At 66.8% G+C, this 24,907-nt stretch carries 21 protein-coding genes and 2 rRNA genes; all 23 read right to left on the bottom strand.

Translation table 11 applies throughout. The features are described 5' to 3' along the window. Window position 1 precedes the first annotated feature (1 nt). The 23 genes from der to ACZ5Y9_RS12015 all read right to left on the bottom strand — a co-directional run bounded on the left by der (window position 2) and on the right by ACZ5Y9_RS12015 (window position 24,649). Window positions 2–1,474: a ribosome biogenesis GTPase Der gene (gene der / locus ACZ5Y9_RS11905; RefSeq protein ID WP_247624674.1), complete on the bottom strand. Its 1,473-nt coding sequence runs from the start codon at window positions 1,472–1,474 to the stop codon at window positions 2–4. Window positions 1,475–1,514: 40 nt separating this feature from the next. Next, window positions 1,515–2,231, bottom strand: coding sequence for a (d)CMP kinase (gene cmk, locus ACZ5Y9_RS11910; RefSeq protein ID WP_247622043.1), 717 nt, complete (start codon window positions 2,229–2,231; stop codon window positions 1,515–1,517). Continuing rightward, the gene (locus ACZ5Y9_RS11915) at window positions 2,224–3,369 is read right to left on the bottom strand and encodes a prephenate dehydrogenase (protein ID WP_372491576.1); all 1,146 of its coding nucleotides are present in this window, start codon (window positions 3,367–3,369) and stop codon (window positions 2,224–2,226) included. The genes cmk and ACZ5Y9_RS11915 overlap by 8 nt, the downstream gene beginning before the upstream one ends. Before the next feature lie 23 nt (window positions 3,370–3,392). Further along, window positions 3,393–4,181, bottom strand: a complete 789-nt coding sequence (locus tag ACZ5Y9_RS11920) for a pseudouridine synthase (RefSeq protein WP_464471421.1) — start codon at window positions 4,179–4,181, stop codon at window positions 3,393–3,395. Then, on the bottom strand, window positions 4,178–4,813 hold the full coding sequence (gene scpB / locus ACZ5Y9_RS11925) for an SMC-Scp complex subunit ScpB (protein WP_464471422.1): 636 nt from the start codon (window positions 4,811–4,813) through the stop codon (window positions 4,178–4,180). Before scpB ends, ACZ5Y9_RS11920 begins: the two co-directional genes overlap by 4 nt. Beyond that, a complete protein-coding gene (locus tag ACZ5Y9_RS11930) occupies window positions 4,803–5,711 on the bottom strand; it encodes a segregation and condensation protein A (protein WP_464471423.1) in 909 nt (302 codons plus the stop codon). Before ACZ5Y9_RS11930 ends, scpB begins: the two co-directional genes overlap by 11 nt. Further along, on the bottom strand, window positions 5,695–6,528 hold the full coding sequence (locus tag ACZ5Y9_RS11935) for a ParA family protein (protein WP_247624672.1): 834 nt from the start codon (window positions 6,526–6,528) through the stop codon (window positions 5,695–5,697). The genes ACZ5Y9_RS11930 and ACZ5Y9_RS11935 overlap by 17 nt, the downstream gene beginning before the upstream one ends. A gap of 108 nt (window positions 6,529–6,636) precedes the next feature. Next, complete coding sequence (locus ACZ5Y9_RS11940; protein ID WP_464471424.1) at window positions 6,637–8,013, bottom strand: ABC transporter permease; 1,377 nt, start codon at window positions 8,011–8,013, stop codon at window positions 6,637–6,639. Continuing rightward, the gene (locus ACZ5Y9_RS11945; RefSeq protein ID WP_336640070.1) at window positions 8,010–8,690 is read right to left on the bottom strand and encodes an ABC transporter ATP-binding protein; all 681 of its coding nucleotides are present in this window, start codon (window positions 8,688–8,690) and stop codon (window positions 8,010–8,012) included. The genes ACZ5Y9_RS11940 and ACZ5Y9_RS11945 overlap by 4 nt, the downstream gene beginning before the upstream one ends. After that, window positions 8,687–10,342 (bottom strand): efflux RND transporter periplasmic adaptor subunit, encoded by a 1,656-nt coding sequence (locus ACZ5Y9_RS11950; protein WP_464471425.1) that lies wholly within the window; start codon window positions 10,340–10,342, stop codon window positions 8,687–8,689. Before ACZ5Y9_RS11950 ends, ACZ5Y9_RS11945 begins: the two co-directional genes overlap by 4 nt. Then, window positions 10,342–11,358, bottom strand: coding sequence for a hypothetical protein (locus ACZ5Y9_RS11955; RefSeq protein WP_336640068.1), 1,017 nt, complete (start codon window positions 11,356–11,358; stop codon window positions 10,342–10,344). The genes ACZ5Y9_RS11950 and ACZ5Y9_RS11955 overlap by 1 nt, the downstream gene beginning before the upstream one ends. 161 nt (window positions 11,359–11,519) lie before the next feature. Then, window positions 11,520–12,422 carry a site-specific tyrosine recombinase XerD gene (gene xerD, locus ACZ5Y9_RS11960; protein ID WP_464471426.1) on the bottom strand — a complete coding sequence of 301 codons (903 nt, stop codon included), beginning with the start codon at window positions 12,420–12,422 and terminating at the stop codon, window positions 11,520–11,522. Between the two features lie 2 nt (window positions 12,423–12,424). Next, on the bottom strand, window positions 12,425–13,015 hold the full coding sequence (locus ACZ5Y9_RS11965) for an NUDIX domain-containing protein (RefSeq protein ID WP_464471427.1): 591 nt from the start codon (window positions 13,013–13,015) through the stop codon (window positions 12,425–12,427). Further along, the gene (locus ACZ5Y9_RS11970) at window positions 13,008–14,708 is read right to left on the bottom strand and encodes a CTP synthase (RefSeq protein ID WP_247622034.1); all 1,701 of its coding nucleotides are present in this window, start codon (window positions 14,706–14,708) and stop codon (window positions 13,008–13,010) included. The genes ACZ5Y9_RS11965 and ACZ5Y9_RS11970 overlap by 8 nt, the downstream gene beginning before the upstream one ends. A 26-nt stretch (window positions 14,709–14,734) precedes the next feature. Next, window positions 14,735–16,417: a DNA repair protein RecN gene (gene recN / locus ACZ5Y9_RS11975; RefSeq protein WP_464471428.1), complete on the bottom strand. Its 1,683-nt coding sequence runs from the start codon at window positions 16,415–16,417 to the stop codon at window positions 14,735–14,737. Beyond that, on the bottom strand, window positions 16,414–17,328 hold the full coding sequence (locus ACZ5Y9_RS11980) for an NAD kinase (protein WP_247622032.1): 915 nt from the start codon (window positions 17,326–17,328) through the stop codon (window positions 16,414–16,416). Before ACZ5Y9_RS11980 ends, recN begins: the two co-directional genes overlap by 4 nt. After that, window positions 17,325–18,122: a TlyA family RNA methyltransferase gene (locus ACZ5Y9_RS11985; protein WP_247622031.1), complete on the bottom strand. Its 798-nt coding sequence runs from the start codon at window positions 18,120–18,122 to the stop codon at window positions 17,325–17,327. The genes ACZ5Y9_RS11980 and ACZ5Y9_RS11985 overlap by 4 nt, the downstream gene beginning before the upstream one ends. After that, window positions 18,119–18,292 carry a hypothetical protein gene (locus ACZ5Y9_RS11990; RefSeq protein WP_464471429.1) on the bottom strand — a complete coding sequence of 58 codons (174 nt, stop codon included), beginning with the start codon at window positions 18,290–18,292 and terminating at the stop codon, window positions 18,119–18,121. The genes ACZ5Y9_RS11985 and ACZ5Y9_RS11990 overlap by 4 nt, the downstream gene beginning before the upstream one ends. 75 nt (window positions 18,293–18,367) lie before the next feature. Then, complete coding sequence (locus tag ACZ5Y9_RS11995; protein ID WP_247622029.1) at window positions 18,368–19,405, bottom strand: HAD-IIA family hydrolase; 1,038 nt, start codon at window positions 19,403–19,405, stop codon at window positions 18,368–18,370. After that, window positions 19,406–20,302 carry a hypothetical protein gene (locus ACZ5Y9_RS12000; RefSeq protein WP_464471430.1) on the bottom strand — a complete coding sequence of 299 codons (897 nt, stop codon included), beginning with the start codon at window positions 20,300–20,302 and terminating at the stop codon, window positions 19,406–19,408. Continuing rightward, the gene (locus ACZ5Y9_RS12005; protein WP_464471431.1) at window positions 20,197–21,084 is read right to left on the bottom strand and encodes a hypothetical protein; all 888 of its coding nucleotides are present in this window, start codon (window positions 21,082–21,084) and stop codon (window positions 20,197–20,199) included. Before ACZ5Y9_RS12005 ends, ACZ5Y9_RS12000 begins: the two co-directional genes overlap by 106 nt. Before the next feature lie 236 nt (window positions 21,085–21,320). Further along, window positions 21,321–21,437: ribosomal RNA gene (gene rrf, locus ACZ5Y9_RS12010) — 5S ribosomal RNA — on the bottom strand. A 108-nt stretch (window positions 21,438–21,545) separates the two neighbouring features. Beyond that, a 23S ribosomal RNA gene (locus tag ACZ5Y9_RS12015) occupies window positions 21,546–24,649 on the bottom strand. Between the last annotated feature and the right edge of the window lie 258 nt (window positions 24,650–24,907).

A 24,907-nucleotide genomic window follows, 5' to 3' on the forward strand; every position in this document is an offset into this window, starting at 1 on the left:
ATCAGCGCTGGCGCTTCTCTCGCACACGCATGTTGATGACGATCGGCGTTCCCTCGAACGAGTACAGCTCGCGCAGACGACGCTGGATGAAGCGGCGGTAGCCCGGGTCGAGGAAACCCGTCGTGAACAGCACGAACGTCGGCGGACGCGTCGACGCCTGCGTCCCGAAGAGGATGCGCGGCTGCTTGCCACCGCGCAGCGGGTGCGGGTGCTCGGCCACGAGCTCGGCGAGGAAGGCGTTGAACTTACCGGTGGGGATTCGGCGATCCCAGTTCTCCAGCGACGTCTCGAGCGCGGGCACGAGCTTGTCGAGGTGACGGCCGGTCTTCGCCGAGATGTTCACGCGCGGCGCCCAGGCGACGTGCGCGAGGTCCTGCTCGATCTCGCGCTCGAGGTAACGACGACGATCGGCGTTCTCGAGGTCGTCGTCATTGAGACGATCCCACTTGTTGAACGCCAGCACGAGCGCGCGGCCCGACTCGAGCACGAGGTCGATGATGCGCACGTCCTGCTCGCTGATCGTCTCCGAGACGTCGAGCACGACCACGGCGACCTCGGCCTTCTCGAGAGCGGCCGAAGTACGAAGCGACGCGTAGAAGTCGGCGCCCTGCGCCATGTGCACTCGACGACGGATGCCGGCGGTGTCGACCAGCGTCCACAGCTTTCCGCCCAGCTCGACGATCTCGTCGACCGGGTCGCGGGTGGTGCCGGCGAGGTCGTTGACCACGACGCGCTCTTCGCCCGCGGCCTTGTTGAGCAGCGACGACTTGCCGACGTTCGGACGGCCGAGGATCGCGACGCGACGCGGTCCGCCGATCTCGGCCTTCGCGACCGCAGAGACCTCCGGCAGCTTCTTGAGCACCTCGTCGAGCAGATCCGCGACGCCACGACCGTGGATGGCCGAGACCGGGTGCGGCTCGCCGAGACCGAGGTTCCAGAGGGCTGCGGCCTCGGGCTCCTGGCGCGCGTCGTCGATCTTGTTGGCGACGAGGAAGACCGGCTTGCCGCTCTTGCGCAGCAGCTTCACGACGTGCTCATCGGTCGAGGTGGCACCGACCATCGCGTCGACGACGAACAGCACGACGTCGGACAGATCGATCGCGACCTCGGCCTGCGCGGCGACGGAGCGATCGATGCCGCGGGCATCCGGCTCCCACCCACCGGTGTCGACGAGGGTGAAGCGGCGATCCGCCCACTCCGCCTTGTAGGTGACGCGGTCGCGGGTGACGCCGGGGGTGTCCTCGACGACGGCCTCGCGGCGGCCGAGGATGCGGTTCACGAGCTGCGACTTACCGACGTTCGGGCGCCCGACGATCGCGACGACGGGCAGCGCGGGCAGGAACTGGATCCCGTCCTCGCCCAGCTCGACACCGGCGAGGAGTGCGGCATCCTCGTCGTCGAGCTCGTAGTCGGCGAGGCCGGCGCGCAGCGTCTCGGCCCGCTGTTCGGCGAGGTGCTCGTCGAGCTCCTCCATCTTCTCGGCGAGACGGTCAGGGCCGCCTTCGTATTCTTCGTCAGCCACGGTGTGCTCCTCGGAGTCGTTCGATCACCGTGAGGACGGCATCGATGGTCTGGGGGAAATCGAGCTCCGTCGAGTCGACGACCTCGACGCCGTCCGCGGCGTTGAGGAAGTCGACGACGGCGCTGTCGGAGGCGTCGCGCTTGTGCAAAGCAGCGGCGACGGCATCCGCGTTCTCGCCGGCGAGTTCACCGGCTCGGCGTGCGGCCCGCACTTCGGGGGCCGCGGTCAGCAGGATGCGGACGGGTGCGTCGGGGGCGACGACCGTCGTGATGTCGCGGCCCTCGACGACGACGGCCGGATACGGCGCCTCGGCGACGAGGGAGCGGAAGAGATCGTTGACCTGGGCCCGCACGGCGGGCACGCGGGCGACACCGCTCACGGCGCCCGACACCCGTGGTTCGCGGATCGCATCGGTGATGTCGACGTCGCCGACGCGCACGGTGCGGTCGTCGGGGTCGAGCCCGAGACGCACGGGGAAATCGGATGCCGCGGCGAGCACCGCGTCGGCATCCGCCGTGTCAGCGCCCCGATCGAGCACGTGCCACGCGAGCGCCCGGTAGGCGGATCCGGTGTCGAGGTAGCCGAAGCCGAGGCGCCGCGCGACCGCCTTCGACACGCTCGACTTTCCGGAACCCGCGGGACCGTCGATCGCGATGAAGTCCACGGCCGAGGTGTCGGCGGCGGACCGGTCGAGAGAAGTGTCAGTCATTGGTGTTCCCCGCAATCCGCCATCCACGTTCCTGAAGCCCCGAGATCGCGCCGTGCAGCGAGGCCGGTTCGACGCTGATCTCGGCGAGGCCGAACTGCGCGCCCGGCGAGTGCTCGAGACGCAGGTCCTCGACGTTGACGCCGAGCTCTCCGAGCTCACCGAACAGACGGCCGAGCTGACCGGGGGTGTCATCGATCATCACGACGAGCGATTCGAAGCGCCGGTTCTGGCCGTGCTTACCGGGAAGCCGGTCGACGCCGTCGTTGCCGTGACGGATCGTCTCCGCGACGACACGACGGGCACCCGCGGCGCCCGGGTCGCGCAGCGCGTCCGACACCTCACGCAGGTCGGCGGCCAGGGAATCGAGGATCTCGACGACGGGCCCGGCGTTCGCGCCGAGGATCTGCACCCACAGCTCGGGAGCGGATGCCGCGATGCGCGTCGTGTCGCGCACGCCCTGCCCGGACAGACGGAGGGAGCCCTCGTCGGCCTCGGCCAGGCGCCCGGCGAGCAGGCTCGCGACGACCTGCGGAACGTGCGAGGTGAGAGCGACCGACCGATCGTGCTCCTCGGGGGTCATCTCCAACGGCATGGCGCCGACGTCAAGGGCGAGCGCCTCCACGAGAGCGAGGTCGGCGGCGGCGGTGTCACCGTCACGGCACACGACCCAGGGGCGCCCGATGAACAGGTCGGCGCGCGCGGAGATCGCTCCCCCGCGCTCGCGCCCGGCGAGCGGATGCGAACCGATGTAGCGAGCGAGATCGACACCGCGTTCCTGCAGCTCGCGGAACGGCTCGAGCTTCACGCTCGCGACGTCGGTGACGACGGCATCCGGGTACTGCGCGAGCTCCGCCTGGACGACGTCGGCCGTCACGTCCGGCGGCACGGCGACCACGATGAGGCGGGGACGATCGTCCTCTGCGGCGAGGCGGCCGGCGCCGTAGTCGACGGCGAGGCGCAGCTGCGCGGGCGACGAGTCCGTCAGGACGACGTCGATGCCTTTCGCGCGGAGCGCGTGTCCGACGCTCGCGCCGAGGAGTCCGGCGCCCACGACACGGACGGTCCCCGACAGACGCGGGGCGACCGCCGATCGTTCGGATCCCGGACGACGAGCAGCGTCGACGGACGTCGATCGCACGCTGGACGCACTGGACGTGTCGGTCACTCGTTCTCCTGTTGCTCGCCTGGCGCCGAGGCGACACCGGAATCACGGCGCGACAGAGTGAGCAGCGCGCCGAGTTCGATTTTACCCAGTTCGCGGGACTTTCCTGCCGGGAGCGTTCCCAGGTGGAGCGGCCCGAACTGACGACGCACCAGTTCGGTGACCGGGTGGCCCACCGCGGCCATCATGCGACGCACGATGCGGTTGCGGCCGGAGTGCAGCGTGAGCTCGACGAGACTCGATCCGCGCGAGGTGTCGAGGAGGCGGGCCTTGTCGGCGCGGATGTGCCCGTCCTCGAGGTCGAACCCGGCCGTCAGCTTCGCGATGGTCTGCGCCGTGACGGTGCCCTCGACCTTGGCGATGTACACCTTGGTGACACCGAACGACGGGTGGGCGAGCACGTGCGCGAGCTCTCCGTCGTTCGTGAGGATCAGCAGACCGCTGGTCTCCGCGTCCAGGCGTCCGACGTTGTAGAGGCGCTCCTCGTACTGGTCGGTGAACCGACGCAGATCGGGACGACCGCTCTCGTCGCGCATGCTGCTGACGACGCCGGTGGGCTTGTTGAGCATGACGTAGCGCTTCGAGACGTCGAGCTGGATCGCCGTGCCGTCGACGTCGACCAGATCTGTCTCGGGGTGGATGCGGCGTCCGAGCTCGCTCACGACCTCGCCGTTCACGCGGATGCGACCCGCGACGATGTACTCCTCGACGACACGACGGGAGGCCACACCGGCCGCGGCCAGCACCTTCTGCAGGCGGACGCCCTGCGGCGCTTCGGAATCGGTCATCGGATGGTCCCTTCGTCGAACCCATCGGCACCGTCGTCGAGCAGCGGAGAGATGGGGGGCAACTCGTCGAGCGAGTTGATTCCGAGATGCTGGAGCAGCGCCTCGGTCGTGCCGTAGTTGATGGCGCCGGTCTCTGAATCGGCGAACAGTTCGGTGATCAGGCCACGGGCGAGCAGGGTGCGCACGACCGAGTCGACGTTCACCGCGCGGATCGATGCCACCTGGCTGCGGGTGACGGGCTGCTTGTAGGCGATCACGGCGAGGGTCTCGAGCGCGGCCTGCGACAGTCGCGCCGGCGCCTGCCCGCCGACGAACTCGGCGATCAGGTCATCATGGTCCTCGCGCACGTAGAGGCGCCAGCCCCCACCGACCTCGCGCAACTCGAAGCCGCGCCGGGGCCCCTGTCCGCGGCCGTCGTAGTCGTCGACCAGTGTCTCGAGCGACTGCCGAACGGCCGGCACGGGCGACCCGACCGCGGCGGCGAGGGCCACGAGTCCGATCGGCTCGTCGATGATGAGCAGGATCGCCTCGATGCGCTCCGACAGGGGCGTCGACGGCGTCTGCTCGGTCTCGGTGCCGCTCGCGGTCTCGGGGCGGCTCACGGTCTCGTCGGCGGTCACGTCATCGGTCATAGTCGGCCCCCAGGCTCGCGAGTGTCTCGTCCGACCAGGAGTCGGCGGCCCAGCGCAGCGTCAGCTCGCCGAGCGGTTCCAGTTGTTCGAAGGAGAGTGCCGCGTGCCGATACAGCTCGAGCACCGAGATGAACCGGGCGACCACGATGCCGGGTTCGCTGACCCCCGCCACCAGCTCGCGGAAGCTCAGCGACTCGGTGCCGCGAAGGAGCGTCACGACGATCGCCGCCTGCTCGCGAATGCTCACCAGCGGCGCATGCAGATGATCGAGGCCGACGTGCGGGATCTCCTTCGGCGCGAACGCGAGGAGCGCGAGCGCGGCGAAGTCGTCGGCGGTGAGCGACCAGACGAGCTCGGGCGTCTTGCGACGGTGCTTCTCATCGAGCCGCACCGCGCGCACGTGCCGACGGTCCTCCCGCTGGAGGCAGCGCGAGAACCAGGCCGACACCTCCTTGAACGCGCGGTACTGCAGCAGACGTGCGAAGAGCAGGTCGCGTGCCTCGAGCAACGCCACGGCCTCGGCATCCACCAGTTCGCCCTGCGGCAGCAACCCCGCCACCTTCATGTCGAGGAGCGTCGCCGCGACCACGAGGAACTCGGAGGCCTGGTCGAGCTCCTCATCGCCGTCGAGGTCGCGCAGGTAGGCGATGAACTCGTTGGTCACCGCGCTCAGCGAGACCTCCGTGATGTCCATCTCGTGCTTGGAGATGAGGTTCAGGAGCAGGTCGAACGGTCCATCGAAGTTCGACAGCGAGACGCGGAATCCGGGATCGGATGCCGACGGCTGCTCGATCAGAGCGGCGTCGGTTTCGGGCGCGAGTGAAGCGCCTTCCGGGGCAGGGGCGATGCCGTCGGGCGCGAGGGTGGCGTCGTACTCGGAATCAGGCGACGGCGCCACGGGCGACCAGCTCCCGCGCCAGTCGCAGATACGCCTGTGCGGCGGCGTGCTCCGGCGCGAACTCGGTGATGGGGACACCCGACACCGATGCATCGGGGAACTTCACGGTGCGACCGATCACGGTCTCGAGCACGTCGTCGCCGAACGCCTCGACGACGCGTTCGAGCACCTCGCGCGAGTGCAGCGTGCGCGGGTCGTACATCGTCGCGAGCAGGCCGTCCATCGTGATCGAGGGGTTGAGCCGATCGCGCACCTTGTCGATCGTTTCGATCAGGAGCGCGACACCGCGCAGCGCGAAGAACTCGCACTCGAGCGGGATGATCACGCCATGCGCCGCGGTGAGAGCGTTCACCGTCAGCAGGCCGAGCGACGGCTGGCAGTCGATGAGGATGACGTCGTACTCCCCCGCGACCTGGCGGAGCACCCGCGCGAGGATCGTCTCGCGGGCGACCTCGTTCACGAGGTGCACCTCGGCGGCGGACAGATCGATGTTCGCGGGCAGGACGTCGAGGTTCTCGACGCTGGAGTGGACGATCGCGTCGTTCGCGTCGCGCTTCGTGTCGAGCAGCAGGTCGTAGATCGTCGGCACGTCGTGCGTCTGGATGCCCAGGCCTGCGGAGAGAGCGCCCTGCGGGTCGAAGTCGACCGCGAGCACCTTGCGCCCGTATTCGGCGAGGGCTGCCGCCAGGTTGATGGTCGTCGTCGTCTTGCCGACGCCACCCTTCTGGTTGCACAGCGCGATGATCCTCGCGGGACCGTGGGAGCTCAACGGTTCGGGTGTGTCGAACCCGTGATAGGGCCGTCCGGTGGGTCCCATGGGTGTCTCGTCGACCTTCTTGGCCGTCGCCCTGGACTTCGCCGCTTTCTCCGCCACCGGTTCTCCTGCTCCTTCGTGCTTGCTCGATTCTAGCGGTCGCCCTCTCCCTCACACGCCGCGCAACGCGGCGACCGGCTCGATGCGTGCGGCGCGCCGTGCCGGATACCAGCCCGATCCCCATCCCACCAGCGCCCCCAGGAAGATCCCGGCGACGGCGATCAGCGGGTCGGTGACCGGCGACCACCCCTGGACGGCCGCGACCACGATCACCGCGGCGACCCCGAGGGCGGAGCCGATGATCCCCCCGATGAAGCCGATCACGATCGACTCGACCATGAACTGCCCGCCGATCTGGCGACGCGTCGCGCCCAGCGCCCGACGGAGACCGATCTCACCGATGCGCTCCATGACCGAGAGCAGGGTGACGTTCGCGATCCCGAGCCCACCGGCGAGGAGCGCGATGATCCCGAGGATGAGGAAGACGACGTTCACATCGGCCTGCACGTTCTGGCTGAGGTCGGAGGATGCCGCCGGCGCGCGTGCGTCCAGTGATTCCGGGTCGTCGGGCTGGAGCGCGAGCACCGACTGCTCGGCGACCTGAGGCCCCGCACCGACGACGATGTGGATCGCCAGTTCCGACGGCGCGGCCAATCCGAAGTCCGCGCGTGCCGCTCCCTGCGGGATGATCACCCCGTCGACGAACTCGGAGCGCCTCTCCATCCCGTCGATGATGCCGATGACGGAATACGACACGCCGGCGATGAAGATCGACGGCTGGGAATCGACGCGATTGATCCCCATCCGCTCCGCGGCGCGCTGGCCGAGGACCGCCACGCGATCACCCCGCTCGTCGTGACCGTCGTCGAAGAAGCGTCCCGTCACGAGTTCCCCGTCGACGGCATCCGGCAGGTCCTGGGTCGCCGCGAACAGCTTCGGCGAGGCCGTGATCGGGGCCGAGGGGTCGTTCACCGGCACGGCCGTGATCGTCTCGCCGTCGGCGAGTTCGACGTCGGCGATGAGCGCCGCGCTGTCGACACCGGCGAGGAGTTTCACACGCTCCGGGGCGTCCCAGGGCAGCCGTCCGGCAGCGACGGTCGTGTTCTCCCGGCCGGACTGCGCCTTCGCCGGCGTGACGATGACCTGGGTCGCTGCGACTCCGTCGAACTGCGCGGCGATCTGCGCCGCCGCCGTCTGGGCGAACCCGAGCGTCGCGACCAGCGAGGCGATCCCGAGCACGGTTCCGAGGATCGTCATCACCAGACGGGCGGGCCTCGATCCGATATCGGCCGTCGCCTCGGCGACCAGGTCCTGGAACGTGAACCGATCGGCATGCTTCACCGACGGCAGGAGCGCCGTCGCCGCGTTCTCGGGCGCCGCGTTCTCGGGGGCTGCGCTCTCGGACGCGGAGTTCTCGGCTGTCGTGCCCTCGGCCGGAACGTTCGTCGACCCGGCATCTCTGCGTCGACGCCGGAGCAGGCGCATCACAGCTCGCTCAATCGGCCGTCGGAGATGCGGATGCTCCGCCCGGCGCGGCGCGCGACCGCATCGTCATGCGTGATGACGATGAGAGTGAGCCCGTCCGCGTTGAGCTCCTCGAAGAGTTCCATGACCTCGCCGGAGGTGCGCTGATCGAGGTTGCCCGTCGGCTCATCGGCCAGCAGCAGCTGGGGTCCGCTGACGACCGCGCGCGCAACGGCGACGCGCTGCCGCTCGCCGCCGGACAGCGAGTTCGGGAAGAAGTCGATGCGGTGTCCGAGGCCCACCCGGGAGAGCGCCTCGCGCGCCCGGTCCTCGCGTTCGCGCCGCGGCACACCGCTGTAGAGCATGGGCATGAGCACGTTGTCGAGCACGCTGCGTCGAGGAAGCAGATGGAACGATTGGAAGACGAAGCCGATGAATCGGGCTCGCACCGCCGCACGCTCGTCGTCCGACAGGTCTCCCGTGAGCGATCCTGCCAGCCGATACTCCCCGACGCTGGGCCGGTCGAGCAGCCCGAGCAGGTTGAGCATGGTCGACTTGCCGGATCCGCTGGGTCCGACGATCGAGATGTAGTCGCCCGCCGCCACACTCAGCGTGGCCGCTTTCAACGCCTGGACCTCGGGCGGCCCGGGGAACGAACGCGTCACGTCACGGAGCTCGACCAGCGGCGGCGCGGCCGTCACCGGCCCACCACCACGAGATCGCCCTCGTCGAGTTCACCGTCGACCGGGGTCACCTCGACGGCCCCCTTGGCCGCCAGACCGGGCTCGACGACGACGAGGCGTGTCGTGGCGTCCTCGCCCTCTCGGGGATCGGACTCGACCACCTCGACGCGCGACTCACCCCCGGGGCCGGCGGTGAGTGCCGCGAGCGGCACCGAGAGAACGTCGCCGTCCGTGGCTCCGACCGCGATCTTGACCCGGACGTTGCTTCCCTGGAGCTGGCTGATCTGCTCGGGCGTGAGCGGGTCCGGTTCGAGGATCACCGACCACCGAGCACTGCTGTCCTTGCCCTCCTTGAGCGTCGCGATCACTGCACGGTGCTCGGTACCGTCCGGCAGCTCGAACGCCGCCTCGGCTCCCGCCTCCAGCAGACGGGCATCGGCCTCGGCTGCAGCCCCGGTGAGACGAACGGTCGCGCCCGACACGGTCATCGCTGCGCCCTCGACGATCGAGCCGCGCTGCACGTTCACCGCGTCCACACGACGCGGAAGTTCGGTGAGGTAAAGCACCTCGCTGGCAGGCAGGAAGGGAAGCGCCTTCTGACGCGCCTCCTCGAGCGCCTCGTTGGCCGAGGTCACCGCGGCGCGCGCGCTCTCCAGAGCGGATGCTTCACTGCTCGTGTCCCGCGGCGCCCAGATCGCATCCCGTTCGAGGTTCGCCGTGTGCAGGGCGCGCTCCGCGGCAGGGACTCCTTCGCCGGCGGCACGCGCGGCGTCGAGCGCTTCCACGGCCGTCTGCACCGCGACGTCCGCCTGGAAGGCTTCGACCGGGGTCGGGCCCGCTCCCGCGGCGGTCAGCGCCTTCTCGGCGTCAGCGACTCCGGACTGCGCGGAACGGACGGCCTCTTCGGCGGACCGCACGCCATCGGCGGTCCCCTCCTCGGATTCCGGCACCGGGTACCCGGCCTGCGCGTAGAGCTGCGCGATCCCTTCGGCGGTGGCCTGGTCGAACATGTTGGAATTCACGTCGCCGGCGCCGATGCCGACGCTCGCGAGCGCCTGCTTCAGCTGCAGAACATCCGGACCCGAGACGCCGAAACGCAGGGTGCGATACGCCGGAAGTTCTCCGGGCAGGACGATCACCGGGCGTCCGACGATCTCGAGCGCGACCGACAGCGGTTCGAGCGTGGCACCCACCTCCGGCGTCTTCCCGGTGACGACGGCGCCGCCGGTGAGCGTCGAGGTATCGATCTTGACGTCGACGGCATCCGCGTATCCGACGTCCGCCCGCAGGGTGACGTCGTTGCTCAACGGACCGAACTCCACCGGAGCGGTCACGAGACCGGGCTCGGGCGCATCCGCACTCGACGCATCGGGCGAGAGCAGGAAACGCCCGACCAGCAGCCCGGCCACCAGGCAGACCACCGCGCCGAGCGCCACGATCCAGAGGGTGCGGTTGCCGCGGAGCACGCGGCCCCACCCGCTCACCCGCGAAGTGTCCGTCGTTCCCGCGGCGTCGTCGGCGGTGCCATCCGCGGAATCCGCGCTCGCACCGTCGGGGCCGTCGATCAGGTCGGTGAACGTCGTCGTCTCCGCCGTGGCAGAGTTCTCCCCCGCCCCGGCGTCGCTTCCCTCTGCGGGGATCTGGGTCGTCGGGGTCTCGTCGTCGCGCATCACTTGCTCTGCTCGGCGGCGGCCTTGAAGGCGTCGAGGTCGGCCTTGTTCGCGGCGATGAACTTCTCCTCCAGCGCGAACTGGATCTCCATCGACTTCTTCGTGAACGACGTCTTCTCGCGGCACTCGAGATCGACGAGGGCGAGGGCGATCTCCCGCTCACCCAGTTCCTTCATCTCGGGGCTCTCGCTCGGGTCGACGAAATCGGGCGAGTCGAGGTCGACCTGCTCGGAGCCGTCACCGTAGGCCGCGTCGTACAGCGCGTTCTGGTCGTCGATGATCGACTGACCGGCATCCATCTGCTTCTCGAATCCGGGCTCGCCCTTGTCGGCCATGCAAGAGGCCCACTCCGCGTTCAGATCGACGAGCTCGGGTGCGTCCTGCGACGTCGTCCACAGCTCTTCCATGTTGGCGCGCAGCTCGGCGAACTCCTCGGCCTGCCACGGGTCATCGCCCTCGAGCTCGTGCTGCGCCCAGCCCTGGCATCCGGCCGTCTCCCAGTTGTACTCGTAGCTGCCGTCCTCCGACATCTCGGACTCCTCCTGCGGCGGGCCGTACAGCACCTCGTAGAACGCCGTCTGCTCGGACTCCGAGAGCGACGAGACGTAGTCCGCGTTCGGGTCGACGTACTCCTGGTCGGTGGGGCCCTCGTCCTGCTGCTCGGCGAACGGGCTGTTGACGTAGCCGTAGCCGTACTTCTCGACCCATTCCCGCTTGTCCGGCTCCCACTCGCCGCCGTCGCTGGTCATCACGCCGCCGCTGCTGGTGTTCGGGACGTACTCGAATCCCTCCTCCGACATGCACTCCGAGATCAGTTCCTCGACCTTGACCTGCTGCTCGTCGAACTTCTTCTGCTGCTCCTCGGGCGAGAGGTCGCTGCCCCAGGCCGCGGCGAGGTACTCGTTCAGGGGCGAGTCCTCGTAGGACAGCTCGTCGGAGGACGCGCCTCCGCAGCCCGAGAGGACGAGCACCATGGCGGTCGCCGCGAGCGCGGCGAGAGGAACGGTGGAACGCATGTCAAGACTCCTTTGTGCGACCGACGATGGCCGGAAGTATCCACAGTAGAGAGTGAGGCGAGATTCTCGCGTCCGCCGAAAGGATGACATGACGCTTTTCTGCTCTCCGTGCATCGCACGTTGGAGCGGCCTCGGGGCGCCGCTGCGAGGTGTGGTCCGCATCAGCGGGCGCGCGGGTGCGAGGTCGCGTAGATGTCGCGGAGGGTGTCGACCGAGACGTGCGTGTAGATCTGGGTGGTCGCCACCGAGGCGTGCCCGAGGAGTTCCTGGACGACGCGCACATCCGCTCCGCCCTGGAGGAGGTGTGTGGCGAACGAGTGGCGCAGCGTGTGCGGCGAGACCTCGGCCGTGATCTGCGCACGTTCGGCGGCCGAACGGATCACCAGCCAGGCGCTCTGCCGCGAGAGCGGCGCCCCCCGTGCTCCGAGAAAAAGGCGCGCCGATGCCCGCCCCTTCGCGGCGAGACCCGGACGCACCCGAGTGAGATACGCGTCGACGGCGTCGCGGGCGAACGACCCGATGGGAACGATGCGCTCCTTCGACCCCTTGCCGCGCAGACGCAGCACATCGCCGTGGGCGAGATCATCGACGTCGAGTCCGACCGCCTCCGACACGCGCGCACCGGTCGCGTAGAGCAGCTCGAGAAGTGCACGGTCGCGGATGCCGATCGGCTCCTCCGACGAGGGCGCCTGGAGCAACCTCTCGACCTGGTCGATCGTCAGCGCTTTCGGCAGTCTCCGGGGGGCTTTCGGCGGTCGCAGGCGCCCGCTCGGATCGTCCTGTTCAATGCCCTCGCGGGCAAGGTACCGGTGCCATCCGCGCACCGACGATTGCAGTCGCGCGAGGCTGGTCGCAGCAGGCGGCGGTACCTCCGAGGAGCGCTCCTCGATGAAACGGCCGATCACCTGGGATGTGACCTCGGAGGTATCCGTGACGCCATGCTCCGACAACCAGGCGATATAACCGTCGAGGTCTCGTCGATAGGCGGAAACCGTGTGGTCGCTCAGGCCGCGCTCGATCGTGACGTGACGCAGATACGAGTCGAGGGCGCGCGCGAGCAGCATCCTCAGCCCCGGTCGCGCAGCCTCAGCGTCGCCGCCATCACGCCCAGGCTCAGGATGCCGTTGCGCATGCGCCCGGCGAGCACCGCGTCGACGGCATCCGCCAGAGGAACCCACTCGACGCGAATGTCGGCCTCTTCGTCTTCTCTCGCATGCGGAGTCTCGGCATCCGAGAGTCCCGTCGCGAGGAAGATGTGGATGAGCTCGTCGTTTCCGCCCGGAGTCGTCCACGAGGCGACGAGCGGCTCCCACTGGGAAGCGGTGAGGTCGGCCTCTTCGGCGAGCTCTCGGCGAGCCGCTTCCAGCGGCTCCTCCCCCGGCACGTCGAGGAGCCCAGCGGGCAGCTCCCAGTCGCGGTGACGGATCGGATGCCGGTACTGCTGGATGAGCAGCACGCGCCCGTCATCGTCGAGCGCGAGGATCGCGACCGCACCGGTGTGGGCGACGTACTGGCGACGGATCTCACCGTCGCCGTAACGCACCCGGTCGTCGCGGACGTCCCACACGGCGCCCTCGAATGCGAGGTCGCTCTGCAGGACCTCGGGTTCGAAGGGCTCGTCATGGAGATCGCCCGCGTCGACCTGAGTCTCAGGCATCGGCGGCCGCGTCGACATCGAACAGCTCGCTCGCGCGGTGGCGATCGATGGCTGCGCCGACGAGACCGCGGAACAGCGGGTGCGGGTCGGTCGGGCGCGAACGCAGCTCGGGGTGAGCCTGGGTGGCGATGTAGTACGGGTGCACGTCGCGCGGCAGCTCGACGTACTCGACCAGGTCGAGTTCGGGGTTCAGACCCGAGAAGACCAGGCCGGCGTCGGACAGACGACCACGGTAGGCGTTGTTCACTTCGTAGCGGTGACGGTGACGCTCGGATGCCTGCGGCGCGCCGTACACCTCGCGTGCGAGCGACCCCTCGGCGAGAGCCGCCTGGTAGAGGCCCAGACGCATCGTGCCGCCCAGGTCGCCGCCGTCGAGGATCTCGACCTGCTCCGCCATCGTCGCGATGACCGGCTCGGAGGTCTCGGGGTCGAACTCGCTCGAGGACGCGCCCTCGATGCCGGCGACGTGGCGAGCGTACTCGATGACCATGCACTGCAGTCCGAGGCACAGGCCCAGGGTCGGGATGCCCTGCTCACGGGCGAAACGCAGGGCGCCGAGCTTGCCCTCGATGCCGCGGATGCCGAAGCCGCCGGGAACGCAGATACCGTCCAGTTGCGACAGCTGCTCCTGCGCACCCTCGGGCGTCTCGCAGAGATCGGAAGGGATCCAGCGGATGTTGACCTTCGTCTCCTGCGCGAAGCCGCCCGCCTTCAGCGCCTCGGTGACCGAGAGGTACGCGTCGGGCAGGTCGATGTACTTGCCCACGAGCCCGATCGTGACCTCGTGCTTGGGGTTGTGGACCGCGTGCAGCACCTTGTTCCAGCGCGTCCAGTCGACATCGGCCGCCTTGGCGTCGAGTCCGAGGCGACGCACGATGTAGGAGTCGAGGCCCTGGTCGTTGAGCGTGGACGGGATGTCGTAGATGCTCGGCAGGTCGACGGTGTTGATGACACCCTCGACGTCGACGTCGCACATGAGGGCGATCTTGTTGCGGTTGCTCTCGCTCACCGGGCGGTCGCTGCGGAGCACGAGCGCGTCGGGCTGGATGCCGACCTGGCGGAGGGCCGCGACCGAGTGCTGGGTCGGCTTGGTCTTCTGCTCACCCGAGGCTCCCATGAAAGGGACCAGGGAGACGTGCACGAAGAAGACGCTGTCGCGACCGAGTTCGTGGCGAAGCTGGCGGGCCGCCTCGAGGAAGGGCTGCGACTCGATGTCACCCACGGTGCCGCCGACCTCGGTGATGATGACGTCGGGGCGCGGGTCCTCCGACGCCTGCAGGCGCATGCGGCGCTTGATCTCGTCGGTGATGTGCGGGATGACCTGGACGGTGTCGCCGAGGTACTCCCCCCGGCGCTCACGGGCGATGACCTGCGAGTAGATCTGGCCGGTCGTGACGTTCGCGGCCTGCGACAGGTTGATGTCGAGGAAACGCTCGTAGTGGCCGATGTCGAGGTCGGTCTCGGCGCCGTCGTCGGTGACGAAGACCTCGCCGTGCTGGAACGGGTTCATCGTTCCCGGATCGACATTGAGATACGGGTCGAGCTTCTGCATCACGACGCGCATTCCGCGAGCCGTGAGCAGGTTTCCCAGGCTCGCTGCGGTGAGCCCCTTACCCAAAGACGAAACGACACCGCCCGTCACAAAAATGTGCTTGGTGGTGTCGTTGTTGGGTCCCGCAGAAGAAGAGTTCATCACGGGCTTCTATCCTAACAGTTCGTTCAGCGACCGAGGCTGAGTAGTTCACGGGCGTGGGTCAGTGCGGCGTCGGAATCGGCGAGTCCGGAGAGCAGACGAGCCATCTCCGCCTCTCGATCCGCACCGTCGAGCCGCCTCACATTCGAGGCGGTGACTGCTCCGTCGTTGGACTTCACGACGGACAGGTGGTTCGTGGCGAACGCGGCGACCTGCGCGAGGTGCGTCACCGCGATAACCTGCGACTTCTCTGCAAGCCGGGCGAGTCGCCGGCCGACCTCGATCGCCGCTGCGCCGCCGATGCCGGCATCGACCTCGTCGAAGACGAAGGTCGGCACGGGATCGGTCGCGGCGATGACGACCTCGATCGCCAGCATCACGCGGGAGAGCTCTCCTCCCGAGGCACCCTTGGCGACGGAGCGCGGTTCGGCGCCGGGATGCGGGGCGAGCAGGATGGCGACGTCGTCACGACCATGGGTGCTCTCGGATCCCGTCGATACCGTGACGGAGAGACGCGCATCCGGCATCGCCAGCGCATGCAGCTCGTCGGTCACGGCGGCGCCCAGACGTTCGGCCGCCTCGGTGCGCGCGGCGGTCAGACGATCCGCTGCGACATCGAGCTCCTCACGGGCGGCGTCGCGTTCGGCGAGCAGCCGCTCGAGGCGGTCGTCATCGTCGTCGAGCTCGGCGAGCCGGGCCGAGCCCGTCTGCCACACCTCGAGCGCCTCATCGAGGGAGCCGTGCGCACGGATCAGGGTGCCGAGGGCGGCACGCCGCTCTTCGACGGCCGCGAGCTCGTGCGGACCGGACTCGTCGAGGTCGGCCAGGTACGCGGAGAGGAGACCGGCGACATCGGTCAGGCGGTAACCGATGTCGGCGAGGCTCTCGGAGATCGCCGCCAGCTTGGCATCGGTCACCCGCTCGAGCACTCGTCGTGCCTCGGCCACCAGAGCAGAGGCGTCGGGCTCCCCCTCTTCGTTCGAGAGCGCCCCATGAGCGACGGATGCCGCGAGCCGGAGTTCTTCGGAATTCGCGAGGCGCTCCGCCCGTTCGGCGAGTTCTTCGTCTTCTCCCGCCTCGGGCGCCGTCGCCTCGATCAGGGCGAGCGCCTCCCTCAACCGGGTCGCCTCGTCGGCGCGGCGGTCGCGATTCTCGCTGATATCGGAGATCTCGGCGTCCAACGCCCGCCAACGCTCGAACGCAATGACGTAGGTCTGGAGTGCGGATGCGATCGGCGCTCCACCGAAGCGGTCGAGGGCGTCGCGTTGAGCGGCCGCGGATCGCAGCCGCAGCTGCTCGGACTGGCCGTGGACCACGACGAGCTCGTCGGCGAGTGCCGAGAGCACGCCCGCCGGGGCCGCTCGTCCGCCGACGCTCGCGCGGCTGCGCCCTTCGGCGCTCAGCGTGCGCGACACGTAGAGCTCGGAGCGACCTGCGCCGGCCGGTTCGAGTTCGCCACCGGCATCGGACACGATCTCCGAGACCGGTCCGGTCTCGGGCACGATCCATACGCCGGCGACGGATGCCTGGGCGGCCCCGGCGCGCACCGCGCCGGAATCAGCGCGCTGACCGAGCAGCAGCCCGAGGCCGGTGACGACCATGGTCTTTCCCGCACCGGTCTCGCCGGTGATCGCCGTGAAGCCGGGACCCAGCGGCAGCACGGCATCATCGATGACGCCGAGTCCCTGCATCCGCATCTCTTCGATCACGACGGCACCTCCTGCCCTCTCCATCCTTCGACCGGGAGCTGGAACTTGCGCACCAGGCGGTCCGTGAACGCGGTCGGGTGCAGACGAGCGAGTCGCACGGGCCGCGACGAGCGGCGCGCGACCACGCGTGCCCCCGGGGGAAGCTCGTGGGATCGGCGTCCGTCGCACCAGAGGATGCCGGAGCCGTCCGTACGCTCGAGCATCTCGATCGCGACGGCGGCGTCGGGGCTGACGACGAGAGGCTTGGCGAACAGCGCGTGCGCCGAGAGCGGCACGACGGCGATCGCTTCCACACTCGGCCAGATCACAGGACCGCCGGCCGAGAAGTTGTACGCGGTCGAGCCCGTGGGCGTGGAGATCACCATGCCGTCGCAGCCGAAGCTCGACAGGGGGCGCCCGTCGATCTCGAGCACGACCTCGATCATGCGCTCCCGGCTCGCCTTCTCGACCGTCGCCTCATTCAGCGCCCAGGTCTCGTAGACGACCGCGCCATCCGCATCCTTGACGCGCACCGAGAGGGCCAGACGCTCTTCGACCTCGTAATCGCGAGCGATCACGCGCCGCACGGCGTCGTCCATATCGTCACGGTCGATCTCGGCGAGGAAGCCCACGTGGCCCATGTTGATACCGAGGACCGGCGCCCCGGTCTCTCGCACGAGCTCGGCCGCCCGCAGTATCGTGCCGTCCCCGCCGAGCACGATCGCGAGCTCGAGAGTTCCGGGATCGACGGTGGTGCCCAGCTCGGCGACGTCGGCGAAGAACGCGTCGACCGCGGCGAGCTCGGAGCGGTCGTCCGACGCCAGCACAGGTCGCGCGCCCGCACCGCGCAGGGATTCGATCACCCGCCGTGCAGCCGCGACCGTGTCGGCGCGACCGGCATGGGCGACGACCAGGATGCTGCGCTCGTTCATCGTCCTCCTGCCAAAGCGTTGATGCGATCCAACCATTCTGTCGGATTGCTACCGCGCCCCGGCGCGAGATGGACGAGGTATTCGGAGTTGCCGTGTGTTCCGAGAATCGGGGAGGGAAGGATGCCCAGCATCCCGAGCCCAGCGTCCCACGCGCTCCACACGGTTCGCGCCACGGCATCGGCGCGGGTCGCCGGATCGGTGACGAGTCCACCGCGCACCGCGGTGCGGCCCACTTCGAACTGCGGCTTCACCAGGAGGACGATGTCTGCCGTCGGGGCTGCGACTCCCGCGACGGCCGGGAGCACGAGCTCGAGGGAGATGAACGAGAGATCACCGACGATGACATCGGGCAGCGCCTGTTCCCCGGTCGCCTCCGCGAGATTCCCGGGGGTCATGTGGCGGACGTTGTACCCCTCGACCGGGACGACACCGGCGTCCGCCGCGATCGACGGCGCGAGCTGTCCGTGACCGACGTCGACCGCGAGGACTCGACGAGCACCGCGCTCACGGAGCACCTGGGTGAAGCCGCCGGTAGATGCCCCCATGTCAAGGGCGAGACGCCCATCGACGCCGACATCGAAGCCGTCGAGCGCGGCGATCAGCTTGTGCGCGGCCCGACCGACATAGTGATCGGCGCCTGCGATCGAGATCTCGGAGGAGTCCGTCACCGCGGTGGACGCTTTGACGACGGGCGTGCCGTCGACCGACACGAGTCCTTCGGCGATCAGAGTGGCGGCGTGCGTGCGCGAACGAGCGAGTCCCCGCGCGGCGAGGGCGGCATCGAGGCGCGTCATCGTGACGGCGTCTCCCGGGGGTCGAGTTTCGCCCCGCTCTCGAGGCGTCGGGCGAGGTCGTCGTGCAGCGCCGAGTAGGCGTCGGCGCGCGCAGGCAACGGCTGTCCTTCGATCAGACGCAGCCGGCTCCACAGACCGTCGGTCGGGGTGCTCGTCTTATCTTCGCTCACGGATTCCACTGTACGCGGCGCCTCGGACAGCGGCGGTCGCCACGGCGCAGGCGACGAACCGCGCTCCGGTTGCGATCAGGGACGGTGGAACGGATCGTCGTAGAGGTGCTCGGGCACCCTCAGGACGAACACCGGGGTTCCGGACGCCCAGATCGCTGCTGCTCCCGCCCGGAGCAGATCGATCTGCTCCCCCTCGTCGGCGACGATCTCGACATCGGCGCCGTGCACGCGCACCGCAGCCCCGTTCACATGGAACACGCCGTCGCGCTCGACGGTCGCAGGGTACGGCTGGTGCAGCTCCCGGAGGTCGCTCACGATGAACGTCGGGCGCGAGCCCTCGGGGGCGGCGAGGACGTGCTTCGGGCGGTCGATGCCGGTCAGGACGAGCACCGAGTCGATACCGACGCGGTTGGCACCCATGATGTCGGTGTCGAGTCGATCGCCGATGAAGAGCGCCTTCTTCGCGTCGAAACGCGCGATGGCCTCGTCGAAGATCGGCGTCTCGGGCTTTCCGGCCACGGTCGCGAGCCGACCGACCGCCGTGTGCACTGCCGAGACGAGCGTGCCGTTGCCCGGGGCGACGCCCCTCTCACGCGGGATCGTCCAATCGGTGTTGGTGGCGATCCAGGGGATGCCACCCTCGTCCTCCGGCAGCTGCAAAGCGAAGGATGCTTCGGCGAGATCCGTCCAGGCCACCTCGGGTGCGAAGCCCTGGACGACGGCCTGCGGAGAGTCCTGCGCGCTGCGTGTGACCGTGTATCCGGCTTTCTGCAGCTCGTCGACGAGGCCGTCTCCCCCGACGACCAGAATCGTGGCGGGAGCGGGGACGATATCGGCCAGAAGCCGCATCGCCGCCTGAGGGCTGGTGACCACGTCGTGCGGCGCGACCTCGAGACCGAGGCTGGTCAAGTGGGCAGCGACCGACGCATCCGTGCGGGACGCATTGTTGGTGATGTACCCGAGACGCACACGACGTGCCGCTTCGTTCAAACTGTCGACGGCGTACGGAAGGGCTCCGGGACCGGCGTAGACCACACCATCGAGGTCGGCCAGGACGGTGTCGACCCCGTCGAGCGGGGTCGCTGCCGCGCGCTTCTTGGAGAACAGCGCCACTCAGGCCCCCGGCGTCTCGGAGTCGTCGTCGGACTCGCCGAGGAGCTCGCGCATCTCGTCGTCGACGGATGGCTCGGCGTCCACGGCATCCGACTCGGGAACCGAGTCTTCTGACGCTTCGGACTCCGAAGTCGCTTCGGCGGCGGTCTCGTCCTCCGTGTCGGCGTCTTCGGCGTCGTCATCGAAGTCGCCCTCGATGAGGCCGTCCTCGATGAAGATCTCCTCGTCGCCTGCCTCGTCGATACCGAGTGCTTCGGCGGCGACCTCCGCGCGGTGCGCCCAGAACGCCGCCTCGTCGTCACGACCGAGATCCTCGAGCACAGCGGCGCGGGCGGCGAAGAGTGCTGGGCTCCACTCGAAGGCGCGATCGGGGTCGAGTTCGGGAATCTCGAGTTCACCGAGAGCGAGTTCGAGGTCGCCCTGGTCGAGACGAGCACCCGACATCGCGATCGCCAGCGCGACCCGCACGGGAGTCGCCAGCGTGGAACGGTCGACGGAGCGTCCGGTCTCGAGCGCACGGTCAGGACGACCGATGCCGCGCTCGCTGTCGACCATGAGCGCGATCTGGTCGTCCTTTCCGGAGATACGACGGAAGGTACGAAGCTCGCGCAGCGCCAGGGCGAAGTCCTCGGTCGCGTAGGCCGTGATCCCGAGGGTTTCACGAACGATCGCGATACGTCCGGCGCTCCGCGACGCGGCGAGGGCGTGCTCGTGTGCCAGCGCGGGGTCTTCGTCGATGAGTCGCGACGCCATCGCGAGATGACGAGCGACGTGCTCGGCGTTCTCCTTGCTCAGCGTCTTGAGCTCATTGCGCGCGGCGCCATTGAGATCCCGCGCGGTGACCTCTTCGGGGATCTGCGGCTCATCGAAGCGAGGACGCTCGTTCGTCGCCTGCACAGGACGCTCACGCCCCGCTCCCCCGCGCTGCGGGTAAGAGCGGCCGGCGCCGGTCCCTTCGCGGCGGGGCGCGCGGTCGCGGTCGTATCCGCCTTCGTGACGGGGGGCACCACCGTCGCGGTTGTACCCGCCTTCGCGACGGGGAGCACCACCTTCACGACGGGGAGCACCACCGTCACGGTTGTATCCGCCCTCACGACGAGGAGCACCACCGTCACGGTTGTATCCGCCCTCACGACGGGGCGCGGAGCCACCGTCGCGGTTGTATCCACCCTCGCGACGCGGAGCACCACCATCGCGGTTGTATCCGCCCTCACGACGCGGAGCAGAACCACCATCACGGTTGTATCCGCCCTCACGACGCGGAGCACCACCATCACGGTTGTACCCACCTTCACGACGGGGAGCACCCCCATCACGGTTGTACCCACCTTCACGACGCGGAGCAGAACCACCATCACGGTTGTACCCGCCCTCACGACGGGGCGCGGAGCCGCCGTCGCGGTTGTAGCCGCCCTCGCGACGCGGAGCAGAACCACCATCACGGTTGTACCCGCCCTCACGACGCGGAGCACCACCATCACGGTTGTACCCACCTTCACGACGGGGAGCACCACCATCACGGTTGTACCCACCTTCACGACGCGGAGCACCACCATCACGGTTGTACCCGCCCTCACGACGGGGAGCACCACCATCACGGTTATAGCCGCCCTCGCGACGCGGAGCAGAACCACCATCACGGTTGTAGCCGCCCTCGCGACGCGGAGCAGAACCACCATCACGGTTGTAGCCGCCCTCGCGACGGGGCGCAGAACCACCGTCGTGGTTATAGCCGCCCTCGCGGCGCTGCCCGCCTTCGCGATAGTTCGGTCGTCCGCCGGAAGGGCGCTCGTTGCGGGCTCCGCGGTCGTTGTCGCGACGCGGGCGGCGCTGGTCGTCTTCCGGCATGATGAATCCTATCCCTGTAAACGCAAAATGGCCACCCAGCATTGGGTGGCCATTTTACTTAAAAGAAGTCCGGCGGTGTCCTACTCTCCCACAGGGTCCCCCCTGCAGTACCATCGGCGCTGTGAGGCTTAGCTTCCGGGTTCGGAATGTAACCGGGCGTTTCCCTCACGCTATGGCCGCCGAAACACTATTGATGTTTCAATCAAACACATAACAAAGTCATTGTTGTTATGCGGTTCTCGACCGTACATCGAGAACCACTCAGTGGACGCGTAGCACCAACAAACGGTGTGTTATCAAGTCATCGGCTTATTAGTACCAGTCAGCTGCATGCATTACTGCACTTCCACATCTGGCCTATCAACCCAGTAGTCTGGCTGGGAGCCTCTCACCCGAAGGTATGGAAATCTCATCTTGAGGCCGGCTTCCCGCTTAGATGCTTTCAGCGGTTATCCATCCCGAACGTAGCTAATCAGCGGTGCTCCTGGCGGAACAACTGACACACCAGAGGTTCGTCCAACCCGGTCCTCTCGTACTAGGGTCAGATCCTCTCAAATTTCCTACGCGCGCAGCGGATAGGGACCGAACTGTCTCACGACGTTCTAAACCCAGCTCGCGTACCGCTTTAATGGGCGAACAGCCCAACCCTTGGGACCTACTCCAGCCCCAGGATGCGACGAGCCGACATCGAGGTGCCAAACCATGCCGTCGATATGGACTCTTGGGCAAGATCAGCCTGTTATCCCCGAGGTACCTTTTATCCGTTGAGCGACAGCGCTTCCACAAGCCACTGCCGGATCACTAGTCCCGACTTTCGTCCCTGCTCGACCTGTCAGTCTCACAGTCAAGCTCCCTTGTGCACTTACACTCGACACCTGATTACCAACCAGGTTGAGGGAACCTTTGGGCGCCTCCGTTACTTTTTGGGAGGCAACCGCCCCAGTTAAACTACCCACCAGGCACTGTCCCTGAACCGGATTACGGTTCGAAGTTAGATATCCAGAGTGACCAGAGTGGTATTTCAACAATGACTCCACATGAACTGGCGTCCATGCTTCAAAGTCTCCCACCTATCCTACACAAGCCACACCGAACACCAATACCAAGCTGTAGTAAAGGTCACGGGGTCTTTCCGTCCTGCTGCGCGTAACGAGCATCTTTACTCGTAATGCAATTTCGCCGAGTTCGCGGTTGAGACAGTTGGGAAGTCGTTACGCCATTCGTGCAGGTCGGAACTTACCCGACAAGGAATTTCGCTACCTTAGGATGGTTATAGTTACCACCGCCGTTTACTGGGGCTTAAATTCTCAGCTTCGCCTTGCGGCTAACCGGTCCTCTTAACCTTCCAGCACCGGGCAGGCGTCAGTCCGTATACATCGTCTTGCGACTTGGCACGGACCTGTGTTTTTAGTAAACAGTCGCTACCCACTAGTCTCTGCGGCCTCCAAACGCTTTCGGAGCAAGTCCTAATACGTCGAAGGCCCCCCTTCTCCCGAAGTTACGGGGGCATTTTGCCGAGTTCCTTAACCACGATTCTCTCGATCTCCTTGGTATTCTCTACCTGACCACCTGAGTCGGTTTGGGGTACGGGCGGCTAGAACCTCGCGTCGATGCTTTTCTTGGCAGCATAGGATCATCCACTTTTTATCCGCATCGTGTCTCAGCCTATGTGAACGGCGGATTTGCCTACCGTTCGGCCTACGCACTTGCACCAGGACAACCATCGCCTGGCTTGGACTACCTTCCTGCGTCACACCTGTTAATACGCTAACCGCACCAGAATGGGGTCGTGCGCTAGGCCCAACGCTTCACCCCGAAGGGATCCGTCAGTGGGATTCAGACACTTAGCACTACTGGATTAGCTTGGGCGGTTCTTCGCCGGTACGGGAATATCAACCCGTTGTCCATCGACTACGCCTGTCGGCCTCGCCTTAGGTCCCGACTTACCCAGGGAAGATTAGCTTGACCCTGGAACCCTTGGTCTTTCGGAGGACGTGTTTCTCACACGTCTTTCGCTACTCATGCCTGCATTCTCACTCGTGTAGCCTCCACGGCTGGTTTACACCGCCGCTTCGCTGGCCACACGACGCTCTCCTACCCATCAACACGGCTGGACCACGAAGGCCTACCAATAATGTCAATGCCACAACTTCGGTGGCGTGCTTGAGCCCCGTTACATTGTCGGCGCGGAATCACTTGACCAGTGAGCTATTACGCACTCTTTCAAGGGTGGCTGCTTCTAAGCCAACCTCCTGGTTGTCAAGGCAACTCCACATCCTTTCCCACTTAGCACGCGCTTTGGGACCTTAGTTGGTGGTCTGGGTTGTTTCCCTCTCGACTATGAAGCTTATCCCCCACAGTCTCACTGCTGCGCTCTCACTTACCGGCATTCGGAGTTTGGCTGACGTCAGTAACCTTGTAGGGCCCATCGGCCATCCAGTAGCTCTACCTCCGGCAAGAAACACGCAACGCTGCACCTAAATGCATTTCGGAGAGAACCAGCTATCACGAAGTTTGATTGGCCTTTCACCCCTATCCACAGCTCATCCCCTCAGTTTTCAACCTAAGTGGGTTCGGTCCTCCACGACGTCTTACCGTCGCTTCAACCTGGCCATGGATAGATCACTTCGCTTCGGGTCTAGGACATGCGACTGAATCGCCCTATTCAGACTCGCTTTCGCTACGGCTACCCCACACGGGTTAACCTCGCCACATATCGCTAACTCGCAGGCTCATTCTTCAAAAGGCACGCTGTCACAGCTACTAAGGCTGCTCCAACGGTTTGTAAGCAAACGGTTTCAGGTACTATTTCACTCCCCTCCCGGGGTACTTTTCACCTTTCCCTCACGGTACTTGTCCGCTATCGGTCATCTGGGAGTATTTAGGCTTATCAGGTGGTCCTGACAGATTCACACGGGATTTCACGGGCCCCGTGCTACTTGGGATACTCTTCGCGCCAAGAGAGGCATTTCGACTACGGGGTTGGCACCCTCTATGACCGGCCTTTCAAGACCGTTCGTCTATACCTTCTTGTAACGCCGCCACCTCGGCAGAGATGACTGAAAAGTCCCACAACCCCCAACGTGCAACGCCTGCCGGCTATCACACACGCTAGGTTTAGCCTGATCCGGTTTCGCTCGCCACTACTAACGGAATCGCGGTTGCTTTCTCTTCCTGTGGGTACTGAGATGTTTCACTTCCCCACGTTCCCTCTACCCGCCCTATATATTCAGGCGGGAGTCACTAGGTCGGCACGCCGCCCAGCGGGGTTTCCCCATTCGGACACCCTCGGATCAAAACTTGCTTATCAGTTCCCCGAGGCTTATCGCAGATTGCTACGTCCTTCTTCGGCTCCAGATGCCAAGGCATCCACCGTTTGCTCTTAAAGACTTGAAATCACATGAGTTTGAATCAGAATCGACACCAGGCCCGAAAGCCTGGCATGAAATTGACTAATGATCTTTAAGATCATCTTGTGCAACCAGCTCGAAAGCCGGCTGCAAGATGCTCGCGTCCACTGTGTAGTTCTCAAAGTACGGGCGGTACCCCATCCAGCAACCCCACACGGAGGAAACCAGAAGAGGCCCAGAGTAACCAAATGCTTCCAACCCGAAGGTCAAAGCGCATCCGGTCCCTCAGGACCCAACAGCGTGC

The organism is Microbacterium sp. T3-8, assembly GCF_055398145.1.

What these genes read in the sequence shown, in the direction of transcription:
- ACZ5Y9_RS11950 (WP_464471425.1), bottom strand. Translation starts at nt 10,342, where the DNA reads ATGCGCGACGACGAGACCCCGACGACCCAGATCCCCGCAGAGGGAAGC.
- scpB (WP_464471422.1), bottom strand. Translation starts at nt 4,813, where the DNA reads ATGACCGATGACGTGACCGCCGACGAGACCGTGAGCCGCCCCGAGACC.
- ACZ5Y9_RS11970 (WP_247622034.1), bottom strand. Translation starts at nt 14,708, where the DNA reads ATGAACTCTTCTTCTGCGGGACCCAACAACGACACCACCAAGCACATT.
- ACZ5Y9_RS11935 (WP_247624672.1), bottom strand. Translation starts at nt 6,528, where the DNA reads ATGGGACCCACCGGACGGCCCTATCACGGGTTCGACACACCCGAACCG.
- ACZ5Y9_RS11965 (WP_464471427.1), bottom strand. Translation starts at nt 13,015, where the DNA reads ATGCCTGAGACTCAGGTCGACGCGGGCGATCTCCATGACGAGCCCTTC.
- der (WP_247624674.1), bottom strand. Translation starts at nt 1,474, where the DNA reads ATGGAGGAGCTCGACGAGCACCTCGCCGAACAGCGGGCCGAGACGCTG.
- ACZ5Y9_RS11985 (WP_247622031.1), bottom strand. Translation starts at nt 18,122, where the DNA reads ATGACGCGCCTCGATGCCGCCCTCGCCGCGCGGGGACTCGCTCGTTCG.
- ACZ5Y9_RS11980 (WP_247622032.1), bottom strand. Translation starts at nt 17,328, where the DNA reads ATGAACGAGCGCAGCATCCTGGTCGTCGCCCATGCCGGTCGCGCCGAC.
- xerD (WP_464471426.1), bottom strand. Translation starts at nt 12,422, where the DNA reads ATGCTGCTCGCGCGCGCCCTCGACTCGTATCTGCGTCACGTCACGATC.
- ACZ5Y9_RS11955 (WP_336640068.1), bottom strand. Translation starts at nt 11,358, where the DNA reads ATGCGTTCCACCGTTCCTCTCGCCGCGCTCGCGGCGACCGCCATGGTG.
- cmk (WP_247622043.1), bottom strand. Translation starts at nt 2,231, where the DNA reads ATGACTGACACTTCTCTCGACCGGTCCGCCGCCGACACCTCGGCCGTG.
- ACZ5Y9_RS11920 (WP_464471421.1), bottom strand. Translation starts at nt 4,181, where the DNA reads ATGACCGATTCCGAAGCGCCGCAGGGCGTCCGCCTGCAGAAGGTGCTG.
- ACZ5Y9_RS12005 (WP_464471431.1), bottom strand. Translation starts at nt 21,084, where the DNA reads ATGGTGGTTCTGCTCCGCGTCGCGAGGGCGGCTACAACCGTGATGGTG.